Consider the following 21,626-nt stretch of genomic DNA (forward strand, 5'->3'; position numbering starts at 1 on the left):
CTATCGCATCCTTTGGCGTGAGGAAACGGTTAGTAAGGCAGTTCGCCGCTTATCAGCTCTTCACGGACTTCCAAACGGGGGCGCCAGTTGTACTTGGTGTCTTCGCGCACGGGTGCCCATGTCAGAGAACCGCTTGCGCGCCAAGGGTCCAGAATGATGCCGTCATACATTGAGTCCCCTTTGGCACTGATCAAAGCCGAGTGGTGGATGATCCGGAATTGTGTCGGCGGAGATGTAGCCCAGTGCAGGTCCAGTGTGCGGAAGTTTTCCTGCCGCAGACGCGTTGTCATCGCTTGGGCCCAGTCGTTGCACAGGCCTTTTTCACGAAAGCCATTGATGATCTTGGCATTGTGAACGATGGCAGAGTCGGTGACGTTCCATTCCTGCTTGAGCTGTTGGGAATAGGAATAGGCGATCGTCGCGGCCTCTCTCGCTTCGACCGGATCGACCTTAGGCCCCAGGGATTGGATGGCTTGCGCCAACTCATTTACATCGTTCTGAGTGGCAGTCGGCGGAGTGCTGGTACAGCCGCCCACGACGAGGGCGGCAAGGATCGCCCAAATTACGAATAGTCGTTTGATCATTCCGAGTGCCATTTGTTTCAAAGCGCAGGAAGCTCTAACTGGGTTCAGGCCTGAGATCAAAGGGGAAGTTGGCGCGTCGGCGGATCACAACTGACCCCACGCAGAAAAAGACCCGGCGCAAAGGCCGGGCCAGTTGGGGAAACAGGATTGCCGAAAAGTCACCCGAGCAAACGCCGTGCGATGACTTGTGCCTGAATTTCGGCAGCCCCTTCAAAAATGTTCAGAATACGCGCGTCGCACAGGACGCGGCTGATTTTGTACTCCAGCGCAAAACCATTGCCGCCGTGGATTTGCAGGCTGTTGTCGGCCGCGGCCCACGCCACGCGGGCACCTAGCAGCTTGGCCATCCCGGCCTCAAGGTCGCAACGCTGACCGTGATCCTTTTCCCAAGCTGAGAAATAGGTCAGCTGACGCGCGATCATGATCTCAACTGCCATCATGGCCAACTTGCCGGATACACGCGGGAAGTTGATCAGCGATTTGCCGAATTGCTTACGGTCCTGCGCGTATTGCATCGCGATATCCAGCGCGCTCTGTGCCACGCCGATGGCGCGGGCGGCAGTCTGGATGCGGGCGGACTCGAACGTCTCCATCAACTGTTTGAAGCCCTTGCCCTCGTCGCCGCCCAGAAGGTTTTCACCTTTGACTTTGAAGCCGTCAAAGCCCAGCTCGTATTCCTTCATGCCGCGATAGCCCAGAACCTCGATCTCGCCACCGGACATGCCGGGTGTGGGGAACGGGGCCTCGTCGGTGCCCGGTGTTTTCTCGGCAAGGAACATGGACAGGCCACGATGGTCTGTGGTGTCGGGGTTGGTTCTGGCCAGCAGGGTCATCACGTGGGTGCGTGCCGCGTGGGTGATCCATGTCTTGTTGCCGGTGATCTCATAGTCACCATCTGCGTTCTTGACCGCACGGGTGCGAAGGCTTCCGAGGTCGGAACCGGTGTTGGGTTCGGTGAACACGGCTGTCGGCAGGATTTCAGCACTGGCCAGTTTCGGTAGCCAGTTGGCTTTTTGCTCATCGGTGCCGCCTGCGATGATCAGTTCGGCTGCGATCTCGGACCGAGTGCCCAGTGAGCCAACGCCGATGTAGCCTCGCGACAACTCTTCAGAGACCACACACATCGAGGCTTTGGACAGGCCAAAACCGCCAAATTCTTCTGGAATGGTTAGGCCAAAGACACCCATCTCGGCCAGTTCCTCGATGATTTCCATCGGGATCAGCTCGTCCTTGAGGTGCCATTCATGCGCGTTCGGTTCGACCCTCTCTTGCGCGTAACGGCGGAACTGGTCGCGGATCATTTCAAGCTCTTCGTCCAGACCGGACGCGCCGAACATGGTCGCACCGGCCTGATCTTCCATCAGTTCTACCAAACGCGTGCGGGCAGCCTGAGAGTTGGCCTGAGTCATCAGTGTCTGAACTTCTGAGGATTGGAAGCCGGAAAGAGCGTCCCAACCCAGACCCATGTCCTGAAGGCGCACAACTTCGCCCTGGTTCATCGGAATACCGCCTGCGACCTGATGCAAGTATTCGCCGAACGCGATTTGGTGAAGCAGCTGTTCGATTTCACCGAATTTACCGTCGGCGTTCAGGGCTTCGGCCCAGCGTTGCATTTGCTGTAGGGACTGGTTGTAAGTTGCCAGCCACGCCAGCCCGTGAGCGGCTGTTTGGTTCGCTTCGATCAGCGCGCCAGATACGCGGTCATCGGCGGTTACCATCGCGCGAACCGACTCGCGTGCGCGCTCAAACACTGTTTCGACCGCAGGCACAGCCGCACGGGTCAGGGTCAGAAGGTCGGGCAAAATCGCGGATGTGGTCATCTGGGTCATATCCTGTCCGTCATGGGCCATGATTCACGTCTCTCCTTGGGTTGGTTGGTCATATCATGCTGCACGTGCAGCGCAAGAAAAATACGAATTACGCTAGGAAAAAGTTCAAAAATTGCTCGAACGATTTTGCAGTGCAGCGCTCGATAGGAGTGATATCACTCCACTATGACTTTGTTTCCGATGCTAACTCCGCAGGACTTATTGTTTGCTTTGGCCGTGGCCTTCGTGGCCGGATGGGTCAAAGGAATGGTGGGTTTTGCCATGCCCATGGTTCTGGTTTCAGGGCTGAGCATTTTTCTACCACCGCACCTGGCTATCGCCGGGCTGATTCTGCCGACATTGGTGACAAACGTGGTTCAGGCCTTGCGCGAGGGCGTGCCCGCGGCTGTTTCGTCCATTCGGCAGTTCCGCGTATTTCTGATCGTTGGCCTGGTATTTCTTTTGTTGGGGGCGCAGTTGGTTAGCCTCGTTCCCGCTCGAACCTTCCTGTTGATGATCGGTATTCCGGTCACTTTCTTTGCGCTGATTCAGGTGCTGGGCGCACGCTTAACGCTGAACAATCCGTCGGCAAAAATCGAAGCAACAATTGGTGCAGTTGCCGGCTTTGTAGGGGGTATGTCTGGCATCTGGGGGCCGCCAACCGTCGCCTACCTGACCGCTTTGAACACGCCAAAGGCGGTGCAAATGCGGGTGCAGGGAGTGATTTATGGGTTAGGGGCGGTAGCTTTGATGTTCGCGCATCTGGGATCAGGAATTTTCCGGGCCGAAACCGCTCCGTTTTCGGCTGCTCTGATTGTACCCGCGCTGGCTGGGATGTGGGTTGGATTGCGGCTTCAGTCCCGAATTGACCAGGCCCTGTTTCGCAAGGTGACGTTGCTTGTTCTGCTGATTGCCGGGCTGAATCTGCTGCGACGGGGCCTGTTGGGTTAGGCCCGGCTGTCTATAAACCTAAGTGTGTAGTACAGCCCCAGCATCAGGAAAAACAGGCCTGAGATATCGCCAATCAAAAACGCCACATACTCAACACGGGCGCTGCCGAATGCCATATTGGTCAGGCTGGATACCAAGAATGAGGTGATAATTCCCACGCCCATGATACAAGCCCAGCAGGGCTTGCGATCTGGCCGCGGGAACAAATCCCAACCAACCCATTTGCAGAGATAGAAAACCGCAGGAACTGTGGTGACGGCAATGGCAATGGCCATCAACCGACTGGGCAGGAAGACATCGCTGCCGCCAAGAAAGGCGAAAACTATGAACACCCCGGGCAGCAAGGCAAAGATTGCACGCCAGCCCAAGAGCCAGGCAGTCAAAACACGGACACCGTGCGGCAGAAACAGCAGGCTTGCCCGACTGGGGTATTCAGGAAAAAACACATTCTGCAGTGGCATCAGAACCTCGAACGTGAGGAACGATGCAACTACATATGCCAGAGAGGCGAAGAATGTGTCAGAGGCCCACCTGCGCACGTTGATCAACCACTGATGCGCAGATCAAGGGCGTCACTTGGGGGCATGTACGATATACCGTCCCCGGTTGGCGCTGCCGCTTTGCGACAGGTACCCTTTTTGAACCAGCGACTTCAGCGCGCGAAAAAATGTCGGGCGCGAAACGCTTTGTACAAGGGTGTGTTCTATTAGGCCAAAGGTGCGCACTTCGACGTCTGATTTGGACAATTCTTCAGCGGCATAATAAATGTCCCGCTCAACCGGAGAGAGTTGCTCCAGTCCCAGAGTCCGCTCCATGCTTTGCATGAGTTTGCGCAATTCGGTCAGTTTCGAGATTTCGGTCATATTCTACCCATCATTTTAAGTGTCGAGAGCCGCGCAGCTGCGACGAAATAGGACATGCTGTTCTGAGTGTTTTCAGCACGTCTCACCTTGACACTTACTCCCTTTATAATACACTACATATCTGATTAGGTTGCTCAATTTGCTGATATGAACGTCTGCTCGAGCCACCCCAAGGTCTTTTTAAGTTTGGTCCGGTGCATTTTTGCGCCGGACTTTTTGTCATAATGACGTCATCAAATACCCCATGCCGTGATCCCGGGCAACGCATTTGTATGCGCATTGTGCATAATACAACTTTAAGGTGATCACTTTGAGGTGAGACATCCAGTCTAAAAAGGGGGCGAATTCGCCCCCTTTTCAATTAGCCGATTGCGACGGCTTTGATGTCTTCGTCGATGAACGGCAGGTATTGCTCGAAGTTCTCTGCGAACATCTGCACCAGTTTCTCGGCTTGCTTGTCGAACGCGGCCTGATCGTCCCAGGTGCGGCGCGGGTCCAGCAGAACCTCGGCTACGCCGGGTACTGAAACCGGTACGTCAAAGCCGAAGTTAGCGTCTTTGCGGAACTCGGCGTCGCGTAGAGAGCCGTCCAGCGCTGCGGTGAGCAGGGCGCGGGTTGCCTTGATCGGCATCCGCGAGCCAACGCCGTAGGCACCACCGGTCCAGCCGGTGTTCACCAACCAGCAGGTCGCACCGTGCTGGGCGATCTTGTCCCGCAACAGGTTGCCATACGCCTCGGGGCGACGGGGCATGAACGGCGCACCGAAGCAGGTCGAGAATGTTGGCTGAGGCTCAGTAATGCCACGTTCAGTCCCGGCAACTTTCGAAGTGAAGCCGGACAGGAAGTGATACATCGCCTGTGCCGGTGTCAGTCGCGCGATCGGAGGTAGCACACCAAATGCATCGCAGGTCAGCATGATGATGTTCTTTGGGTGGCCGCCCAGAGCGCTGCTGGAGGCGTTCGAGATATACTCGAGCGGGTAGGCGCAGCGCATGTTAGCGGTCAGCGAGTCGTCGTCGAAATCCAATTCCTTGGTTTCGGGGTCAAAGACCATGTTCTCGATCACGGTGCCGAACTTGCTGGTCGTCGCGTAGATTTCCGGCTCGGCCTCGGCGTTCAGGTTGATGGTCTTGGCATAGCAACCACCTTCGAAGTTGAAGGTGCCGCGATCAGACCAGCCATGCTCGTCATCACCGATCAGGGTGCGGGCAGGATCGGCGGACAGGGTTGTCTTGCCGGTGCCGGAGAGGCCAAAGAACACGGCGGTGTCGACCGGATTGCCAACGGCGTGGTTGGCCGAGCAGTGCATCGGCATCACACCTTTTTCAGGCAGCATGTAGTTCAGCAGGGTGAAAACAGATTTCTTGTTCTCACCTGCGTACTCGGTGCCACCGATCAGAATCATCTTGCGATCAAAGTTCAGCGCAATGACGGTTTCACTGCGACAACCGTGCTTGGCAGAATCAGCCTTGAAGCTGGGGCAGTTGATGATGGTAAAGTCGGCAATGAACTCGTTCAGATCTTCACGATCCGGACGGCGCAGCAGGTGACGGATGAACAGGTTGTGCCAAGCCAGCTCAGTGACCATGCGCACGTTGATTGAATAGGCTGGGTCCGCACCGCCAACAAGATCCTGCACAAAGTAATCACGCCCCTTCATGTGCTCGAGCATGTCGGCATAAAGGGCGTCAAATCCTTCGGGGCTCATCGCGGCGTTGTTTTCCCACCAGATGGTGTCCGCGACGCTGTCAGTTTTGACAACGTGTTTATCCTTGGGCGAGCGACCAGTGAACTTGCCGGTGGTAACCAAAAAGGCCCCGCCGTTGCCAAGTGTGCCTTCGCCGCGCTTCAGCGCTTCTTCGATCAGCGCCGGTTCCATGAAGTTGTAATAGACATTTCCGAGACCCTCGATGCCCTGATCTTCGAGGCGGAATTGCGGGTTAACCCGTCCAGATGTCATGTGTGTCTTCTCCTGTGGCGGCGCTGCGGCAGTTGGGCCACGTGCGCTCTTGGGGCAGTGTGCCGGGAAAGTCCGGCGGCTGGGCGCGTCTTATCACGGTCATTTAGGGCATGAACAGGACGGTTTGGCGCAGTTAGCGCAACCAAGTACAGGTTTAGCGCCATCAAGGATTTTCTGTCCGAAAACAGGGCACTTTTCCGCCTGCATTAACGGCTTTTTTGCCGCAACTGTGTGACAACAATCGCACGATTCGCAGATACGGATTGATTCGCGGCCATAAAAACGCCAAAAATGCCCTACTAATAAGAGAAATATTGCGTGAGTGAGCAGGAATAGGGGTACCCCCGATGTCAAAGATTGCACTGGTGGACGACGACAGAAACATTCTGACGTCCGTATCCATGACCCTCGAGGCAGAAGGATTCGAGGTAGAAACGTATAACGATGGGCAGGCAGCCCTAGACGCATTCAACAAAAAACTCCCTGATATGGCTGTGCTGGATATCAAGATGCCGCGTATGGACGGCATGGATCTCTTGCAGCGGCTGCGCCAGAAAACTCAGATGCCCGTCATCTTTCTAACGTCCAAGGACGATGAGATCGACGAAGTTCTGGGTCTGCGCATGGGCGCTGATGACTATGTGAAGAAACCCTTTTCGCAGCGTTTGCTGGTTGAGCGCATCCGCGCCTTGTTGCGCCGGCAAGAGGCGACCTCGGGCGATGTTACGAATGCCACCTCCGGCGACACCAAAGTGATGGAACGTGGTGAATTGCGGATGGATCCACTGCGCCATGCGGTTTCGTGGAAGGGAGCGGACGTCTCTTTGACCGTGACCGAGTTCTTGTTGCTTCAGGCACTGGCGCAGCGTCCGGGTTTCGTCAAAAGTCGGGATCAGCTGATGGATGTGGCATATGATGATCAGGTCTATGTCGACGACCGAACCATCGACAGCCATATCAAGCGTTTGCGCAAAAAGATGCGTGCCGCCGACCCAGAGTTTTCGGCCATCGAAACACTCTATGGTATCGGCTACCGTTACAACGAAGAATAAGCAGCCGCTTTCAAAGGGGTAAACTGGTCTCGTGCGCGATACGGAACATGCCAGCGAAATGCGGGACGTGGATGTCGTTCTTGGGGATGATTGGGTCATCCCGCAGGATCCCGAGTCTGCAGAGCTGCGGGCTTCACGTCGGAGCCGCAACCTGTTCTCGTTGCGTGGCTCACCCCTCGCGCGGAAAATTATAACCTTCAATCTGATTGCGCTGGTGATCCTCGTTACGGGTCTGCTCTACTTGGATGATTCCAGAGAAGAGCAGGTTCAGCAAACTGCGCGTAACCTGATTGGCGATGCTCAATTGGTCAGCAACGTGTTCGAAGCACAGCTGCGCCAAAATACCTCCGGCCCACCGCAAGATGCCGCTGTTCTAGATGTGCGTGATACTCTTGCCGGTCTTAGCCTGCCCGAAGGCGGTGAAGTCTTTGTTTACGATGGGGGCGGCACCCTGATCGGGTGGACGCGTGGCGCGTCGACGTCTTCACAAATGCCGGTCCTCCTCAGACCTGACACCGAATTGCAGACAGGAAGCACGCTGATCAGCGATGCGCTGAATGCTGTCTGGACTGGACTGTCCAAGGTCTTTGCCCGTTCGGATCCTGGCGACGCGCCAACTCTGGCGCAGCGGGTCCAGGAGATTATTCCCGAAGCCCTTTTGGGTCAGATGCAAGTTCAGGCCGTGAAAGATGAGATCGGACAAACGGTCATCGTAGCAGCGGCTCCGATCCTTCAGGAAGGCTTGCCGGTTGGTGCCGTCGCAATGGCTGGTCCCGCCGGTGAAATCGATGCATTGGCTCGGCGTGAGCAGGAGCGAATTCTGCAAATGTTCGTTGTGGCTCTGCTTGTATCTGTAGGTCTTAGCCTTGTGCTGGCATCGACCATTGCCAACCCACTCGCCGACCTGGCAGCTGCTGCCGAGATGGGCAAGGATCGCGGAGCTGGCGTAAACCCCGGCCGTATTCGCATTCCGGATCTCAGTGCCAGGCCAGACGAAATCGGTCGTCTCAGCAGCGCTTTGAGGGGCATGGTGACAGCGCTCTACAACCGTATTGATGCGAACGAACAGTTTGCAGCCGACGTTTCGCATGAGATCAAAAACCCACTGGCCAGTTTGCAATCGGCCGTGGGTACACTGCGCATGGTTAAGCGTGAGGATCAGCGTGACAAGCTGATGGGTGTAATTGAACATGATGTGCGACGGCTGGATCGTCTGGTCAGTGACATCTCAAACGCGTCCAGGCTGGATGCGGAACTGGTCAAGGAAGAGGAACAGCCCTTCGACCTGCTCAAACTGCTTGATAACCTTGGACAGTACTTGGGTGAAGACGCTCGCGCCAAGGGCATCGACTACATCACTGACCTGCCTTCAAACTCAATTATTGTGAATGGCCTCGAGGCGCGCCTTGCTCAGGTTTTCGTAAACCTGATCACAAACGCGATCTCCTTCTGTGAAGAGAACGATGCAATTCGAGTCTGGGTGAGACGGAGGGAAAACCGGGTTCTTGTCGTGGTCGAAGATACGGGCCCAGGTATTCCCGAGCAGGCGTTGACCAAAGTGTTCACGCGTTTTTACTCACAGCGCCCGGCCGAGCATTTCGGCAACAATTCCGGGCTTGGATTGGCGATTTCAAAGCAGATTGTTGAAGCTCATGGTGGCGTGATCTGGGCTGAAAACATCCGGCCGACCGAGGCTGACATCACCTCCGATCCACTTGGCGCACGCTTTGTGGTGGGGCTGCCAGTTTAAGGTCATGAGTGTTCAGGCGCTCGCAGACATCCAGAACCAAGACAGCGCTATTGTCCACGGAACTTGCGTTTCGGTGGCAGGGCAAGGGGCGCTAATTGTTGGTCGCTCGGGATCGGGTAAGTCTGGTCTGGCCCTGCAAATGATGGCTCTGGGAGCAGGGTTGGTCGCTGATGACAAGGTTCGGTTGCGCATGGCCGGCGGAAACGTACTAGCTGATGCACACCCCAACATTGAGGGTCTAATTGAAGCGCGCGGCATAGGTCTTTTGAAAGCAGAGCCTGCCGGACCAACGCCAATCGCTTTGGTCGTGGACATGGATCGGAGCGAACCGGCGCGCCTTCCGAAACACGAATCGATAGTGACTCTGAGGCAAACTGTTCTCTTGCTTCGGGCCGCCGCGGTCCCCAATTTAGCTGAAGCACTTATGCAACTTTTAAGAATGGGGCGATTGGACCCGGAGTGTCCCAACACATGAAACCACAACGGCGCATCGTTCTTGTTACAGGCCCTTCTGGGGCGGGTCGATCAACGGCAATTCGTGTTCTTGAGGACTTGGGTTTCGAGGCGATCGACAACTTGCCCATGGGCTTGTTGTTGCGTCTTCTTGAGGGGCCGCAAAGCGATCGACCAATGGCTTTGGGTATAGACACCCGCAACAGAGACTTCTCGACAACAGGGTTTATCGAACTTGCGGTCAAGCTTCGGCGAATGGAGGAGGTCGACCTCGCGACACTCTACCTCGATTGCAGTGACGAGGTGTTGTTGCGCCGCTTCTCTGAGACACGCCGCCGACATCCGGTCGCGCTTAACTCCAGCCCTGAAACAGGCGTTCTGCAAGAAAAGGAACTTCTGGGGCCCATCCGAGAAATTGCAGATACCCTGATCGACACCAGCCCTCTGAATGTCCATCAACTCCGAGAAGAGGTTGAGCGCTGGTTTGCGCCTCAGGGCGGACGGCACCTTGCGGTATCGATCGAGTCTTTTTCCTACAAACGCGGCCTGCCGCGCGGGCTGGACATGGTGTTTGATTGCCGTTTTCTAGCGAACCCATACTGGCGCCCCGAACTACGGGCTGAAGATGGTCGAAACCCGGACGTGGCGCACTATGTTCAGTCGGATAGCAACTATGCGCCGTTCTTCGACCGCGTTGTGGATCTGTTGAAACTGTTGTTGCCCGCCTTTCGGGCTGAGGGCAAAGCGCACCTTTCAGTCGCCTTTGGTTGTACCGGAGGGCAACACAGATCGGTGGCAATGGCGGAAGCGGTTGCAAAGGCCCTTGCAGAGGAGGGGCAGCAAGTGGCAATTAGGCACCGCGAAATGGAACGTCGATCGTTGAATGTGAGGCCGGATTGATCGGGATCGTACTCGTAGCACATGGCGGACTGGCTAAGGAGTACTTGGCCGCGATGCAGCATGTGGTCGGAAAGCAACCCGGCGTGTCCGCAATCTCGATTGATGCGGACCATGATCGCGACGCGAAGCAGGCTGAAATTTGCGCGGCCGCTGACAGTGTCGACGTCGGGGATGGCGTAGTTGTGGTGACCGATCTTTTTGGCGGCAGCCCGTCGAATCTTAGCTTACGAGCCTGCGCACCGCAGGATCGGCGCATCCTTTATGGCGCAAATCTACCTATGTTGATTAAATTGGCCAAATCTCGCCACTTGCCAATCGGGGATGCCGTGCGGCAGGCGATGGAGGCTGGACGCAAATATATCAATGCGCAAAATGTGACGTTGGAAGAAGATCGGACCGATTAAGAATGACCAACCGAAGCTTGAAAATCATTAATGAAAAAGGTCTGCACGCTCGGGCTTCCGCCAAGTTGGTCGAGGTGGTCGAGGGCTTTGATGCGCAGGCCGAAGTCTCTAAAGACGGACTTTCTGCATCAGGGGACAGCATAATGGGTCTTTTGATGTTGGCAGCCTCACGCGGAACGACTATTGACGTCGAGACGTCCGGACCGGATGCTGAGGCGTTGGCAGATGCGTTGGAAACCTTGGTGAACGACAAGTTCGGGGAAGGGTTCTGACGGCATCCTTTTCGATACGAAAAACGGGAAGACCAGGAATTGGCGGAAACGACGCACGATACCAAGACAGGCCCGGTTGTGGATGGTGCCGAAGATCAGGGCGAAGTCTACGATCGTAGAACCCTGACTTATGCAAATTCGTTTGACGACGCTTGGACCTCGACTGCCATTCGCGCCATTGAATGGTGCACGGGCAAACTGACCATTCTTAGAATGGTTAACAAATTCGAGAAGAAGAACGAGTACTATCGCGGCCAGCGTTTCTGGGGCGGTGCGCTTGAGGTGATGGGCATCAACCTGACCACGCCGCAGGAACAGATCGCGCGTATTCCGAAAAGCGGCCCTGTCGTTGTGGTTGCTAACCACCCACACGGTATGGTCGATGGTATGATTCTGGCCGAGCTGATTGGGCAGGTGCGCAGCGACTATCGCATCCTGACGCGATCGGTGCTGACAGGTCTGGATGAAGCAGCCACTTCGTTTATGATTCCGGTACCATTTCCGCACGACCCGGAAGCGCAGAGCAAAATGCTTGAGATGCGTGGCAAGGCTATGGACCACCTGAAAGAGGGTGGCGTCGTGGCGCTGTTTCCGTCTGGTGTCGTTATGTCATCAGATGATTGGTTCGGCCCTGCCCAAGAGCGTGAATGGAATGTTTTCACTGCTAAGATGATCCGCCGATCTGGTGCTCAGGTTGTACCGATTTTCTTCCCGGGCAGAAACTCACGCGCGTATCAAATAGCGAATAAGCTATCCCCGATCCTGCGGCAGGGGCTTTTGCTGCACGAGATCGTCCGGTCTTGCAACAAGCCTCAGTCCCCGGTCATTGGTGACCCCATTTCTGATGAGGATATGCAGTTACTCGAGCGCGATCCACGCGGCTTCATGGCGTGGCTCCGGAAGCACACCATGGCGTTAAGCGAGTCTCTTAAGCCCTGACCCATTAGAGATCTGGAGAGAGTTAAGAATGAGGGGTCTTGGCCCCTCTTTTTTGTTACCGGGTTGGTACGGGTACTTCGCCGCGATAATCATAGAAGCCGCGGTCAGTTTTTCGGCCAAGCCAGCCTGCTTCGACATACTTTGTCAAAAGTGGACAGGGGCGATATTTTGTATCGGCCAATCCGTCATGCAGCACGTTCATAATTGCCAGGCAGGTGTCTAAGCCGATGAAATCCGCCAGCTCTAACGGTCCCATAGGATGGTTTGCACCCAGCTTCATTGATTGGTCGATGGACTGCACGTTGCCGACGCCTTCGTAGAGGGTATAGACCGCCTCATTGATCATAGGCATCAGAATTCGGTTCACGATGAAGGCGGGAAAGTCCTCAGCGCTTGCAGCGGTTTTTCCAAGATTGTCTACAACTGTCTTGCAGGTCTTGAATGTCTCTTCATCAGTTGCGATGCCGCGAATGAGTTCCACCAACTGCATCACCGGCACCGGGTTCATAAAGTGAAAGCCCATGAAACGTTCGGGGCGGTCAGTGCGGCTGGCGAGTCGTGTGATCGAGATCGACGAGGTGTTGGATGTGAGAATCGTATGCGGCAACAAATGAGGCTGCAGATCCTCAAAGATCGCCTGTTTGACTGTCTCACGCTCGGTAGCAGCTTCGATCACCAGATCTGTTTGTCCCAATTGCGGCAGCTCAAGCGTGGTTTTTATCCGCTTCAGAGCGGCCTGCATGGCATCCTCAGCGATTTTCCCGCGTGATACTTGGCGCGCCATGTTGCCTTCAATCGTCGCCAAGGCTCCGTTTAGGGCGTCTTGGTTCACATCGTTGAGCAGAACATCATATTCCGCCAAAGCCAGGACGTGGGCGATACCGTTGCCCATTTGGCCTGCGCCAATCACTCCGACTGATTTTACATCCATGTTCTGGTGCCTCTGTGTCACGGGATACGGCGACACTATCGGCAGATCGGGTCGGGCGGCAAGGGGATCCGGTCGTTCGATTTTGCTTCAAATGCGCACATTAGGGAAATCGCAAGACTTGCGGCCGCAAGATGGCACCGGGTGAAAATATGGGTGAGTGATATGAGCTATCATCAAACAGGCTCGGGGCGACCCGAGGATGCCGTTTGCCAATACGGCGGATCACAGCTTTGGTTCCGTGGGCCAGAACGGTCATTGGACGCGCCTTACGTCGCGTGCGTTGGTGGAGACGAAACGTTCGGTCGGTTTGTTGATCGGCCATTCGCTGCCGTATTGGAAGGCAAACTGGATCGGCGTGTGTTGAATTTTGGCAGTTTGTTCTGCGGGCTAGATGCCTTGTGTAGCGACTCGGGGTTGTTGAGTATTATGGACGGGGCAGATCTCTGTGTGCTGCAAACTCCAGGTGTTCTGTCCCAATCCAACCATTTCTACAGAGTGCACCACAGGCGCAATGATCGGGTCGTGGCGCCCACGCCGGAGTTAATCTCGTTGTATCCCGAGGTCGACTTTGCTGATGTGCATTTCGTGTGCCACTTGGTGTCTTTGCTTCGCAAGCAAGAGGATTCGAGGTTTGAGGTGGTTGCCGAAGAACTCCGCCGTAGTTGGGTCTACAAGGTTAGTGGCCTTTTAAGGCGGGTACAGACACCGGTCGTGCTATTGGCTCTCCGCGTTCTTAGGGATCAGGTTGGCGAAGGGGCAAGCATCGAGGTTTCAGATCAGATGCTTGAAGACGTACGACCGTTAAGCGCCGACTGTGTGCGGGTGGCAGAACATGTTTCGGGCCAATCGGAAGAGCTTGAAGACATGTTGTTCGGAACCCTGCAGCAACCCATGGCAGAACACATGATTGGGCCGGCGGCCCATATGTCGATTGCTCAGTCTTTGATTGGGCCGGTCAGCAACCTGAAATGAAAAAGGCCCGCGTTCATAGCGGGCCTTTTCCGATTAGACTGTGTTTTTGATCAGCCGAGTTTCTCGGTGAGTTCCGGCACGGCCTGGAACAGGTCAGCAACCAGACCGAAGTCGGCAACCTGGAAGATCGGTGCTTCTTCGTCTTTGTTGATCGCAACAATGACCTTCGAGTCTTTCATACCGGCCAAGTGCTGGATCGCGCCCGAGATGCCGACAGCGACATACAGGTCAGGTGCAACAACCTTACCGGTCTGACCCACCTGCCAGTCGTTCGGAGCGTAGCCCGAGTCAACCGCAGCGCGCGACGCGCCAACGGCCGCGCCCAGCTTGTCGGCCAGTGTTTCGATCAGTTTGAAGTCCTCTTCCGAGCCAACACCACGGCCGCCCGAAACAACGACGCCAGCCGAGGTCAGTTCCGGACGGTCGCTTTCAGCAACCTTGTCCTCGACCCACGACGACAGACCTTCCGAACCCGGAACCGAAACGGTTTCAACTGGGGCCGAACCACCTTCACCCGCAGCGTCAAAGCTGGCGGTACGCAGGGTGATGACTTTCTTGGCGTCCGAAGACTTAACGGTTTGGATCGCGTTACCCGCATAGATCGGACGCTCGAAGGTCGAGCCGTCAACCACGCCGGAGGCATCTGAGATCACCATCACGTCAAGCAGCGCAGCAACGCGCGGCATCACGTTTTTGGCGTCGGTGGTGGCGGGCGCAACGATGTGCTCATAGCCATCGGCCAGCGACACGATCAGAGCTGCGGTCGATTCTGCCAGGCGGTGACCCAGCGACGCATCTTCGGCAACCAGAACCTTGGATACACCGTCGATCTTGGCAGCGGCCTCACCGGCAGCAGCGGCAGAACCACCTGCGGCCAGAACGGTCACGTCACCCAGTGCCTTTGCGGCGTTGACGGCCTTGGCGGTGGCGTCCAGCGACAGCTCACCATTGTTGACTTCAGCGAGAAGAAGAACAGCCATTACACAGCCCCCGCTTCTTTGAGTTTCTCGACCAGCTCGTCGACCGAGCCCACGACGATACCGGCGGCACGTGCCGGCGGCTCTTCGGTTTTGACGACTTCCAGACGCGGAGTGACGTCGACGCCATAATCGGCGGCGGTCTTCTCATCCAGCGGCTTTTTCTTCGCCTTCATGATGTTCGGCAGCGACGCATAGCGCGGCTCGTTCAGGCGCAGGTCAACGGTCACGATGGTTGGCATCTTGACGCTGATGGTCTGCAGGCCGCCGTCAACCTCACGGGTGATCTTGGCGCTGTCGCCTTCGATATCCAGCTCGGACGCGAAGGTGCCTTGCGACCAGCCCAGTAGAGCCGACAGCATCTGGCCGGTGGCGTTCATGTCGTTGTCGATAGCCTGCTTGCCCGCCAGAACGATGCCCGGCTGCTCTTCCTCGACCACTTTGGCCAGGATCTTTGCAACGGCCAGAGGCTCGATGTCGGTGTGGACGTCGTCAGCAGCAACGACCAGGATTGCGCGGTCCGCGCCCATGGCCAGTGCGGTACGCAGAGTTTCCTGCGCCTGCTTTACGCCGATCGAAACGGCAACAACTTCGTCTGCCTTGCCCGCTTCTTTCAGGCGGATCGCTTCTTCCACAGCGATCTCGTCGAACGGGTTCATCGACATTTTGACATTGGCGAGATCGACACCGCTACCGTCCGCTTTAACGCGGACCTTCACATTATAGTCAATCACGCGCTTTACAGGCACGAGTACCTTCATTTTGCGCTTGCTCCTCACAAAAAACGGTAAGCCGCGTAGCGACTCCACCAATGCTCTCGGACGACTGAATAGCGTCTCAATCCATGCTGCAACAGGGCAAAATCGTCACGTCATGGGCTTGGGACGTCGCGTTTCGTTTTTTTTGATACGCTGGCCCGCAAGAAAGTTGCTGGGCCAACGGTAGTTTTGGGGATTCTCGCTCGAATTCTATGTCGCGGCAGTGAGCAAAGAATTCTTGGCCTCAATCAGCGGTTTGCACCTGGAACCCACAGCACATCGCTCGTGCCGTTCTCGTTGGCGCAACGAGCAGCAACAAAGAACCAGTCACTTAGGCGGTTGAGATACTTCACCGCCACGCCATTGACGGGCTCCATGTTGGTCAATTCAACCGCTAGCCGCTCGGCCCGGCGTGAAACGGTGCGACAGACGTGCAGATGTGCAGCCAATCGGGATCCACCGGGCAGGATAAAGCTGCGCAACGGTTCCAGCGTTTCATTCATGACGTCGATTTCGGCCTCAAGCCGATCTATCTGAGATGCAACAACACGAAGAGGTGGGTAATCGGCTTCGGCGTCTTTTTCCATGTCAGGGCGGCAGAAGTCCGCACCCAGATCGAACAGGTCGTTCTGAATGCGCGATAGGGCAGCTTCGACTTCGCCTTTGGCCTCAGTGCGCGCGACGCCGACAAAAGCGTTGAGTTCGTCCACAGTTCCGTATGCCGCTACCCGGCCGGAGTACTTGGCGACCCGCTCTCCATTGCCAAGCGCTGTCTTCCCGTCATCGCCTGTACGGGTGTAAATCTTGTTCAGTACGACCATTTACTGTGCTCCTTGTCCACGCAGCCAGACGTAGAGCACGATCAATACGACGGCAATGAACTGGAACAAGATACGCAACTGCATCATCTTGTTGCTCTTCAGAGCAGCGCTTTTACCGCTCTTTCCAAAATTCGAGATGCCAATTGCGAGCACGACGACGACCGCCGCCATGGCCAACAATAAAACGACCATTAGTAGGTCCATGGGTACACCGTCCGCGTTTCGTTTTCCCTAGACAACCATCTAGCCCTATGGACGTGAAAAGCGAACGGGTAATTTCGCCTCAGACGTCTGACAGGATGCGATCGATGGTGCGCGTCGGCAGGATGCGGCGGAGGTATCCGGCGATGTAGGTCGGAGTCGTGACATAGTATCTGGCTCGGGGGCGTTTCGAACCGACCGCATGGGCCAGCTTGTCTGTAACAGCGGATGCAGGCAGCTCGAACCTGTCAGGGCCCGAGGATTCGTATAGTCTTTTCAATAGCGTTGCTTCGTATCGATGACGGAGAGCCGATGCTTGCCAGTCGATAAACCGTTCGAACATAGGGATCGAGTTTTCGCGGATTTTCGAGGTAATGGGACCGGGCTCGATCAGGATGACTTTGATGTCAGTGTCGGCGAGTTCCAGACGCAAGGTATCGGTCAGCCCTTCGACTGCGTATTTTGTTGCCACGTAGGCGCCGCGCCACGGATAGGCCACCAATCCCAAAACCGAAGAGTTCTGAACGATTCGCCCGTGCCCCTGTGCCCGCATGACTGGAATCACCTGCCGAGTCAGTTCATGCCAGCCAAAGAAGTTCGCCTCGAAAATCTGGCGCAGGCCATCTGTCGGCAAATCCTCAACAGCACCAGGCAGACCATGAGCGCCATTGTTGAACAGGGCATCCAGTGTCCCGCCAGTCACTTCGAGAACTTCTGCCAGCCCGGTCGCGATACTTTCGGCATCAGTGTAGTCGATGCGTGGGCTTTCAAAGCCCTGCGCGCGCAACCGGTCACAGTCCCTTTGTTGACGGCAGGACGCGAACACCTTCCATCCTCGGGCGCGCATTCCATGAGCCGCATCCAGACCAATTCCAGACGAGCAGCCGGTGATAAGGATTGTTTTCTGCATGTTCTTCCTGAAGTTGAACCTAAGCCATAGCTATTGCGAGGTTCGGATCAGGACAATGACAGCAAAGCGTCAGTTTGTTGTTTTTCGAACCAATGAGGCTGAAATCCATCCAACCTGTTGCTCTGGCAACACGCGCAGGCGCAACCAGCCGGTGCCGGATTCGCTCAGGACCTCGACTTTTTGGCCAATGGTCGCTTTGCCGATAATTGGATAGATGGTGCCGGGGCCATCGCGCATATTCACACGGGTGCCTGAGATTTCGCGGATGTCCTTTTTCGGCTCGGGAATCGCTGGTGTCTCAGAGATTTCTTCCTGTCCAGCGACGGGTTCTTGTTGCAACCCGGTTATACCGTCCTCGAGCGAAGCAAGGGTAATATTGGCACTTTGATCGTCGAAAACCGAAAGGCCGGAGAAGGAGCCTAAGCTCGCGGTTTCGGCTACGATCTCGATGATCTCTTCGCTCGCGGGTTCAGGCTGTATGCGGGCAGGCGTCCGTGCCGCGACGTTGGTCACAAGTTCTTCGGCACGAGTAGGTGCAACGGATGGCGTCGGAGCAGCGGCAACACGAACAGGTTGCTCGGCACGCAGGCCGCGCGGTTCAAATTCCGGACCTCCGCTCATTACATAAAAGCACCATCCGAGTGCGGCGAAAGTCATAACAATAAGGCGCGTCATGGCGCATCCCCCGGTAATCGCAAGAAACTAGAAAAAGGCAGCATTCTAATCCGTTAATCTTAGCATATTTTTATGCTCGAGTCGAAAAACGGGGGAAATCGGGGGGTTGCCTCCCCCTGTTGCAAAAAGCGCCACTTGTCCCCAGCAAAATATGCGCTGATTGCTTTACCAAGGCGCGCTTGCGGCGTATCACATCATGTATGAACGATACGATCGACGACCCCAACATGGAGGCCCCCGAAAATGGGGGCGAGGTAGCCGAACCGCTGCGCCGAGCGATTGGCGAACGCTATCTGACCTATGCGCTGTCCACTATTATGCACCGGGCGCTGCCGGATGCGCGGGATGGTTTGAAGCCGGTTCACCGGCGAATCCTATACGCGATGCGAGAGTTGCGACTCAGCGCGACGGGTGGGTTCCGTAAGTCTGCCAAGATTTCCGGCGACGTGATGGGCAACTATCACCCGCACGGTGACGCGGCGATTTATGACGCGATGGCGCGTCTGGCTCAGGACTTCAACGTCCGTTACCCGCTGGTCGACGGGCAGGGGAACTTTGGCAACATCGACGGCGATAACCCGGCGGCCTCGCGATATACCGAGGCGCGGATGACCATCGTTGCCGAGGCGCTGCTCGAGGGTCTGAACGAAGACGCCGTCGACTTCCGCGACAACTATGATGGCACGCTGACTGAACCGGTCGTGCTGCCTGCTCAGTTCCCGAACCTGTTGGCCAACGGTGCCAGCGGTATTGCGGTTGGCATGGCAACGAACATTCCGCCGCATAACATCTCTGAGTTGTGTGACGCCTGTCTACATCTAATCAAGACACCGGACGCGCGCGACGACACGTTGCTGAATTACGTACCCGGTCCGGACTTCCCAACCGGTGGCATTATTGTAGAACCGCCCGAGAACATCGCGCAGGCCTATCGCACCGGGCGCGGGTCCTTCCGTCTGCGCTGCAAATACGAGGTCGAGGATCTGGGTCGCGGTCAGTGGCAGATCATCGTCACCGAGATCCCCTATCAGGTTCAGAAATCCAAGCTGATCGAAAAGATCGCCGAGCTGATCCAGACCAAGAAGATCCCGATCCTAGCCGATGTGCGCGACGAATCCGCCGATGACATCCGCTTGATCCTTGAGCCGCGTTCCAAAAACGTGGACCCCGAGGTGCTGATGGGCATGCTTTACCGCAACTCGGACCTTGAGGTGCGGTTCAGCCTGAATATGAACGTGCTGATCGACGGGGTAACGCCCAAGGTCTGCTCGATGAAGGAAGTGCTGCGCGCGTTCCTTGATCACCGGCAAGAAGTGCTGCTGCGTCGTTCGCGTCATCGTTTGGGCAAGATCGATCACCGTTTGGAGGTCTTGGAGGGCTTTATCGTTGCCTTCCTCAACCTCGACCGTGTGATCGACATCATCCGCTATGACGACGATCCCAAAGCTGCCTTGATGCGCGAGGATTGGGGCATTGACCACGTCCGTGCGACCAACGAAGCCGATTACGTCTCACCCAAGCCGGGTGAGGGCGAGCTGTCCGAGGTGCAGGTCGACGCGATCCTAAATATGCGTCTGCGCTCCTTGCGCCGTCTGGAAGAAATGGAGCTTGTCCGCGAACGCGACGCGTTGATGGAAGAGCGTGCCAATCTCGAAGATCTGCTGGCCGACGAGGGCCTGCAGTGGGCCAAAATCGCCGAGCAGTTGAAAGAGACCAAGAAGACCTTTGGCAAAGACTACGAAGGCGGTGCCCGCCGGACCCAGTTTGCCGAGGCCGGTCAGGTCGAGGAAGTTCCGCTGGAGGCGATGATCGACAAAGAGCCGATCACGGTCGTCTGCTCTCAGATGGGTTGGATCCGCGCCATGACCGGTCACATCGACCTGAAGCGCGAACTGAAGTTCAAGGACGGCGACGGTCCGCGGTTCATCTTCCACGCGGAAACAACCGATCGTTTGCTGGTGTTTGCCTCAAACGGCCGATTCTACACGATCAGCGCAGCGAACCTGCCTGGCGGTCGGGGAATGGGCGAGCCGCTGCGCTTGATGGTTGATCTGCCAAACGAAGCGCAGATCATTGATATCCTGATCCACAAGCCGGGTCGTAAGTTGTTGGTAGCCTCGGATGCGGGCAATGGTTTTATGGTGCCCGAAGATGACGTGCTGGCCCAGACCCGCAATGGCAAACAGGTTCTGAACGTCAAAGGCGACGAAACTGCGATGATCTGTAAGCCGATCGATGGCGATCACGTGGCTGTGGTGTCTCAGAACGGTAAATTCCTGGTCTTCCCGACCGAGGAGTTGCCCGAGATGACCCGAGGCAAGGGCGTGCGTTTGCAAAAATACAACATGGCACGTGGGCGTCAGGGTACGCTGGAGCTGGATGGCGGGCTGTCCGACCTTACGACCTTTAACTGGGAAGAAGGTCTGAAATGGTCGATGGGCGGGGATAAAACACGCCATGAGGCCGATATGTCTCAATGGCTTGCCAAGCGTGCCAGCGTTGGGAAGAAGCCGCCGTATGGGTTCCCGCGCGACTATAAGTTCTCGTGACGAGGCAACACTTTCGGGTAGAATTCCGCCGATACGGCTTGGCATAAGCCGTATCGGTGCGCTAGATCAAAGAAAAACAGGCCTATCGAGAAGAGACCATGTTGCGCATTCTAACCTTGATTACTGGACTGGCCCTGATGGGCGCCTGCACGCAAACGCAGGTTTATGAAGACCCCGAGGCTCTGGGAGAGTTTAAGCTGAGGGTGAACTACGCCTTTGCCGAAAAGGCCGTTCAAGGACCCGTTTCGCGGGATGCTACCCCGGATGAGTGGACTGCTGCCATACAGAATGCAGTTGATATTCGTTTGGGTCGTTACGAGGGTGCGCAGGAATACGATATAGGCATCAGCCTCGAAGGCTACATGCTGGCCCCTCCGGGCATTCCGGTGATCTACAACCCCAAAAGCACGGCGATTGTTCTGGTCAATGTCTATGACGTGAACAAGAAAGAGTTCCTTGCCAAAGGCAAACAGTTCCAGGTTCTCGAGGATACGACTGGCGGCAGCGCCCTGAAAGGGTCGGGCCACGAGCGCACCAAAGAGGAACAAATGAGTGGTCTGGCTCTCAAAGTCGCCGACCGAGTCGAAGAGTGGTTGGCTGAGGAACATTTGGAGAATGGCTGGTTCGATCGGCGCCCCAACCTGATCCAGCCGCTGGAATCCGACGTGGTTACGCAAAATCCGGCATCTTAACCTGCTTTTAACGCAGGATGTGCTTGATTTTCCCCTTTGAACCAAATATCTCGCGCGCGCAGATGTAACCACGGGACCAAGGGTCCCCCAAATCGCAAAAGGGCGCCTGAGGAATGGCAAAGGAAAAGTTTGAGCGTACAAAACCGCACGTCAACATCGGCACGATTGGCCACGTTGACCACGGCAAGACCACGCTGACCGCAG

24 protein-coding genes are annotated in these 21,626 nt (G+C 56.2%); 12 read left to right on the forward strand and 12 right to left on the reverse strand.

Translation table 11 applies throughout. The annotated features are described in order from the left end of the window. Nucleotides 1-29: 29 nt before the first annotated feature. Complete coding sequence (locus ACR0EO_RS21665) at nucleotides 30-584, reverse strand: hypothetical protein (RefSeq protein WP_480692990.1); 555 nt, start codon at nucleotides 582-584, stop codon at nucleotides 30-32. A 158-nt stretch (nucleotides 585-742) separates the two neighbouring features. Continuing rightward, complete coding sequence (locus ACR0EO_RS21670) at nucleotides 743-2,434, reverse strand: acyl-CoA dehydrogenase family protein (protein WP_480692991.1); 1,692 nt, start codon at nucleotides 2,432-2,434, stop codon at nucleotides 743-745. A 144-nt stretch (nucleotides 2,435-2,578) separates the two neighbouring features. On the opposite strand from ACR0EO_RS21670, the gene ACR0EO_RS21675 reads away from it, so the two are divergent. After that, on the forward strand, nucleotides 2,579-3,343 hold the full coding sequence (locus tag ACR0EO_RS21675) for a sulfite exporter TauE/SafE family protein (RefSeq protein WP_480692992.1): 765 nt from the start codon (nucleotides 2,579-2,581) through the stop codon (nucleotides 3,341-3,343). On the opposite strand, the gene ACR0EO_RS21680 is transcribed toward ACR0EO_RS21675, so the two are convergent. The 3 genes from ACR0EO_RS21680 to ACR0EO_RS21690 all read right to left on the reverse strand — a co-directional run bounded on the left by ACR0EO_RS21680 (nucleotide 3,340) and on the right by ACR0EO_RS21690 (nucleotide 6,166). Next, the gene (locus ACR0EO_RS21680) at nucleotides 3,340-3,804 is read right to left on the reverse strand and encodes a hypothetical protein (RefSeq protein WP_480692993.1); all 465 of its coding nucleotides are present in this window, start codon (nucleotides 3,802-3,804) and stop codon (nucleotides 3,340-3,342) included. The genes ACR0EO_RS21675 and ACR0EO_RS21680 overlap by 4 nt on opposite strands. Before the next feature lie 111 nt (nucleotides 3,805-3,915). Next, the gene (locus ACR0EO_RS21685) at nucleotides 3,916-4,206 is read right to left on the reverse strand and encodes a hypothetical protein (protein WP_480692994.1); all 291 of its coding nucleotides are present in this window, start codon (nucleotides 4,204-4,206) and stop codon (nucleotides 3,916-3,918) included. 361 nt (nucleotides 4,207-4,567) lie between these two features. Then, on the reverse strand, nucleotides 4,568-6,166 hold the full coding sequence (locus tag ACR0EO_RS21690; RefSeq protein WP_480692995.1) for a phosphoenolpyruvate carboxykinase: 1,599 nt from the start codon (nucleotides 6,164-6,166) through the stop codon (nucleotides 4,568-4,570). A gap of 347 nt (nucleotides 6,167-6,513) precedes the next feature. On the opposite strand from ACR0EO_RS21690, the gene ACR0EO_RS21695 reads away from it, so the two are divergent. Genes ACR0EO_RS21695 through ACR0EO_RS21725 form a run of 7 tightly spaced genes read left to right on the forward strand, consistent with a single transcriptional unit; the run spans nucleotide 6,514 to nucleotide 11,936 of the window. Continuing rightward, nucleotides 6,514-7,218 carry a response regulator transcription factor gene (locus tag ACR0EO_RS21695; protein ID WP_480692996.1) on the forward strand — a complete coding sequence of 235 codons (705 nt, stop codon included), beginning with the start codon at nucleotides 6,514-6,516 and terminating at the stop codon, nucleotides 7,216-7,218. A gap of 31 nt (nucleotides 7,219-7,249) precedes the next feature. Continuing rightward, nucleotides 7,250-8,968 carry an ATP-binding protein gene (locus ACR0EO_RS21700; protein ID WP_480692997.1) on the forward strand — a complete coding sequence of 573 codons (1,719 nt, stop codon included), beginning with the start codon at nucleotides 7,250-7,252 and terminating at the stop codon, nucleotides 8,966-8,968. A 4-nt stretch (nucleotides 8,969-8,972) separates the two neighbouring features. After that, nucleotides 8,973-9,443 carry an HPr kinase/phosphorylase gene (locus ACR0EO_RS21705; RefSeq protein WP_480692998.1) on the forward strand — a complete coding sequence of 157 codons (471 nt, stop codon included), beginning with the start codon at nucleotides 8,973-8,975 and terminating at the stop codon, nucleotides 9,441-9,443. Further along, nucleotides 9,440-10,321, forward strand: coding sequence for an RNase adapter RapZ (gene rapZ / locus ACR0EO_RS21710; RefSeq protein WP_480692999.1), 882 nt, complete (start codon nucleotides 9,440-9,442; stop codon nucleotides 10,319-10,321). Before ACR0EO_RS21705 ends, rapZ begins: the two co-directional genes overlap by 4 nt. Further along, complete coding sequence (locus tag ACR0EO_RS21715) at nucleotides 10,318-10,725, forward strand: PTS sugar transporter subunit IIA (RefSeq protein ID WP_480693000.1); 408 nt, start codon at nucleotides 10,318-10,320, stop codon at nucleotides 10,723-10,725. Before rapZ ends, ACR0EO_RS21715 begins: the two co-directional genes overlap by 4 nt. Before the next feature lie 2 nt (nucleotides 10,726-10,727). Beyond that, nucleotides 10,728-10,997 carry an HPr family phosphocarrier protein gene (locus ACR0EO_RS21720; protein ID WP_170428736.1) on the forward strand — a complete coding sequence of 90 codons (270 nt, stop codon included), beginning with the start codon at nucleotides 10,728-10,730 and terminating at the stop codon, nucleotides 10,995-10,997. A gap of 39 nt (nucleotides 10,998-11,036) precedes the next feature. Further along, nucleotides 11,037-11,936 carry a lysophospholipid acyltransferase family protein gene (locus ACR0EO_RS21725; protein ID WP_480693001.1) on the forward strand — a complete coding sequence of 300 codons (900 nt, stop codon included), beginning with the start codon at nucleotides 11,037-11,039 and terminating at the stop codon, nucleotides 11,934-11,936. Between the two features lie 55 nt (nucleotides 11,937-11,991). Here ACR0EO_RS21725 and ACR0EO_RS21730 read toward each other — a convergent pair whose 3' ends face one another. Beyond that, nucleotides 11,992-12,867 carry a 3-hydroxybutyryl-CoA dehydrogenase gene (locus ACR0EO_RS21730; protein ID WP_480693002.1) on the reverse strand — a complete coding sequence of 292 codons (876 nt, stop codon included), beginning with the start codon at nucleotides 12,865-12,867 and terminating at the stop codon, nucleotides 11,992-11,994. 162 nt (nucleotides 12,868-13,029) lie between these two features. Here ACR0EO_RS21730 and ACR0EO_RS21735 point away from each other — a divergent pair, with 162 nt between their 5' ends. Then, complete coding sequence (locus tag ACR0EO_RS21735; RefSeq protein ID WP_480693003.1) at nucleotides 13,030-13,839, forward strand: DUF6473 family protein; 810 nt, start codon at nucleotides 13,030-13,032, stop codon at nucleotides 13,837-13,839. A gap of 50 nt (nucleotides 13,840-13,889) precedes the next feature. Here the strand turns inward: ACR0EO_RS21735 and ACR0EO_RS21740 are convergent, their stop codons facing one another. The 6 genes from ACR0EO_RS21740 to ACR0EO_RS21765 all read right to left on the reverse strand — a co-directional run bounded on the left by ACR0EO_RS21740 (nucleotide 13,890) and on the right by ACR0EO_RS21765 (nucleotide 18,181). Continuing rightward, complete coding sequence (locus ACR0EO_RS21740; RefSeq protein WP_480693004.1) at nucleotides 13,890-14,819, reverse strand: electron transfer flavoprotein subunit alpha/FixB family protein; 930 nt, start codon at nucleotides 14,817-14,819, stop codon at nucleotides 13,890-13,892. Further along, nucleotides 14,819-15,577 carry an electron transfer flavoprotein subunit beta/FixA family protein gene (locus tag ACR0EO_RS21745; RefSeq protein WP_170493937.1) on the reverse strand — a complete coding sequence of 253 codons (759 nt, stop codon included), beginning with the start codon at nucleotides 15,575-15,577 and terminating at the stop codon, nucleotides 14,819-14,821. The genes ACR0EO_RS21740 and ACR0EO_RS21745 overlap by 1 nt, the downstream gene beginning before the upstream one ends. Nucleotides 15,578-15,822: 245 nt before the next feature. Then, complete coding sequence (locus ACR0EO_RS21750) at nucleotides 15,823-16,395, reverse strand: cob(I)yrinic acid a,c-diamide adenosyltransferase (RefSeq protein WP_480693005.1); 573 nt, start codon at nucleotides 16,393-16,395, stop codon at nucleotides 15,823-15,825. Further along, nucleotides 16,396-16,599, reverse strand: a complete 204-nt coding sequence (locus ACR0EO_RS21755) for a twin transmembrane helix small protein (RefSeq protein ID WP_480693006.1) — start codon at nucleotides 16,597-16,599, stop codon at nucleotides 16,396-16,398. Between the two features lie 79 nt (nucleotides 16,600-16,678). Then, on the reverse strand, nucleotides 16,679-17,506 hold the full coding sequence (locus ACR0EO_RS21760) for an SDR family NAD(P)-dependent oxidoreductase (RefSeq protein ID WP_480693007.1): 828 nt from the start codon (nucleotides 17,504-17,506) through the stop codon (nucleotides 16,679-16,681). Nucleotides 17,507-17,575: 69 nt separating this feature from the next. Beyond that, the gene (locus ACR0EO_RS21765) at nucleotides 17,576-18,181 is read right to left on the reverse strand and encodes an SH3 domain-containing protein (protein ID WP_480693008.1); all 606 of its coding nucleotides are present in this window, start codon (nucleotides 18,179-18,181) and stop codon (nucleotides 17,576-17,578) included. Nucleotides 18,182-18,381: 200 nt separating this feature from the next. Here ACR0EO_RS21765 and ACR0EO_RS21770 point away from each other — a divergent pair, with 200 nt between their 5' ends. The 3 genes from ACR0EO_RS21770 to ACR0EO_RS21780 all read left to right on the forward strand — a co-directional run. After that, complete coding sequence (locus ACR0EO_RS21770; protein WP_480693009.1) at nucleotides 18,382-20,730, forward strand: DNA topoisomerase IV subunit A; 2,349 nt, start codon at nucleotides 18,382-18,384, stop codon at nucleotides 20,728-20,730. A 98-nt stretch (nucleotides 20,731-20,828) separates the two neighbouring features. Continuing rightward, nucleotides 20,829-21,422, forward strand: a complete 594-nt coding sequence (locus tag ACR0EO_RS21775) for a hypothetical protein (RefSeq protein WP_480693010.1) — start codon at nucleotides 20,829-20,831, stop codon at nucleotides 21,420-21,422. 113 nt (nucleotides 21,423-21,535) lie between these two features. Further along, on the forward strand, nucleotides 21,536-21,626 hold a 91-nt coding region (locus ACR0EO_RS21780; RefSeq protein ID WP_215675807.1), incomplete at its 3' end, for a GTP-binding protein.

This window comes from Ruegeria sp. BE9 (genome assembly GCF_056538765.1).

Excerpts from the sequence above, each read along its gene's own strand:
- ACR0EO_RS21670 (WP_480692991.1), bottom strand. The coding sequence starts at position 2,434 with ATGGCCCATGACGGACAGGATATGACCCAGATGACCACATCCGCGATT.
- ACR0EO_RS21735 (WP_480693003.1), top strand. The coding sequence starts at position 13,030 with ATGAGCTATCATCAAACAGGCTCGGGGCGACCCGAGGATGCCGTTTGC.
- ACR0EO_RS21745 (WP_170493937.1), bottom strand. The coding sequence starts at position 15,577 with ATGAAGGTACTCGTGCCTGTAAAGCGCGTGATTGACTATAATGTGAAG.
- ACR0EO_RS21695 (WP_480692996.1), top strand. The coding sequence starts at position 6,514 with ATGTCAAAGATTGCACTGGTGGACGACGACAGAAACATTCTGACGTCC.
- ACR0EO_RS21720 (WP_170428736.1), top strand. The coding sequence starts at position 10,728 with ATGACCAACCGAAGCTTGAAAATCATTAATGAAAAAGGTCTGCACGCT.
- ACR0EO_RS21730 (WP_480693002.1), bottom strand. The coding sequence starts at position 12,867 with ATGGATGTAAAATCAGTCGGAGTGATTGGCGCAGGCCAAATGGGCAAC.
- ACR0EO_RS21755 (WP_480693006.1), bottom strand. The coding sequence starts at position 16,599 with ATGGACCTACTAATGGTCGTTTTATTGTTGGCCATGGCGGCGGTCGTC.
- ACR0EO_RS21705 (WP_480692998.1), top strand. The coding sequence starts at position 8,973 with ATGAGTGTTCAGGCGCTCGCAGACATCCAGAACCAAGACAGCGCTATT.
- ACR0EO_RS21760 (WP_480693007.1), bottom strand. The coding sequence starts at position 17,506 with ATGCAGAAAACAATCCTTATCACCGGCTGCTCGTCTGGAATTGGTCTG.
- ACR0EO_RS21770 (WP_480693009.1), top strand. The coding sequence starts at position 18,382 with ATGAACGATACGATCGACGACCCCAACATGGAGGCCCCCGAAAATGGG.
- rapZ (WP_480692999.1), top strand. The coding sequence starts at position 9,440 with ATGAAACCACAACGGCGCATCGTTCTTGTTACAGGCCCTTCTGGGGCG.
- ACR0EO_RS21765 (WP_480693008.1), bottom strand. The coding sequence starts at position 18,181 with ATGACGCGCCTTATTGTTATGACTTTCGCCGCACTCGGATGGTGCTTT.
- ACR0EO_RS21665 (WP_480692990.1), bottom strand. The coding sequence starts at position 584 with ATGATCAAACGACTATTCGTAATTTGGGCGATCCTTGCCGCCCTCGTC.
- ACR0EO_RS21680 (WP_480692993.1), bottom strand. The coding sequence starts at position 3,804 with ATGCCACTGCAGAATGTGTTTTTTCCTGAATACCCCAGTCGGGCAAGC.
- ACR0EO_RS21690 (WP_480692995.1), bottom strand. The coding sequence starts at position 6,166 with ATGACATCTGGACGGGTTAACCCGCAATTCCGCCTCGAAGATCAGGGC.
- ACR0EO_RS21740 (WP_480693004.1), bottom strand. The coding sequence starts at position 14,819 with ATGGCTGTTCTTCTTCTCGCTGAAGTCAACAATGGTGAGCTGTCGCTG.
- ACR0EO_RS21685 (WP_480692994.1), bottom strand. The coding sequence starts at position 4,206 with ATGACCGAAATCTCGAAACTGACCGAATTGCGCAAACTCATGCAAAGC.
- ACR0EO_RS21750 (WP_480693005.1), bottom strand. The coding sequence starts at position 16,395 with ATGGTCGTACTGAACAAGATTTACACCCGTACAGGCGATGACGGGAAG.
- ACR0EO_RS21775 (WP_480693010.1), top strand. The coding sequence starts at position 20,829 with ATGTTGCGCATTCTAACCTTGATTACTGGACTGGCCCTGATGGGCGCC.
- ACR0EO_RS21675 (WP_480692992.1), top strand. The coding sequence starts at position 2,579 with ATGACTTTGTTTCCGATGCTAACTCCGCAGGACTTATTGTTTGCTTTG.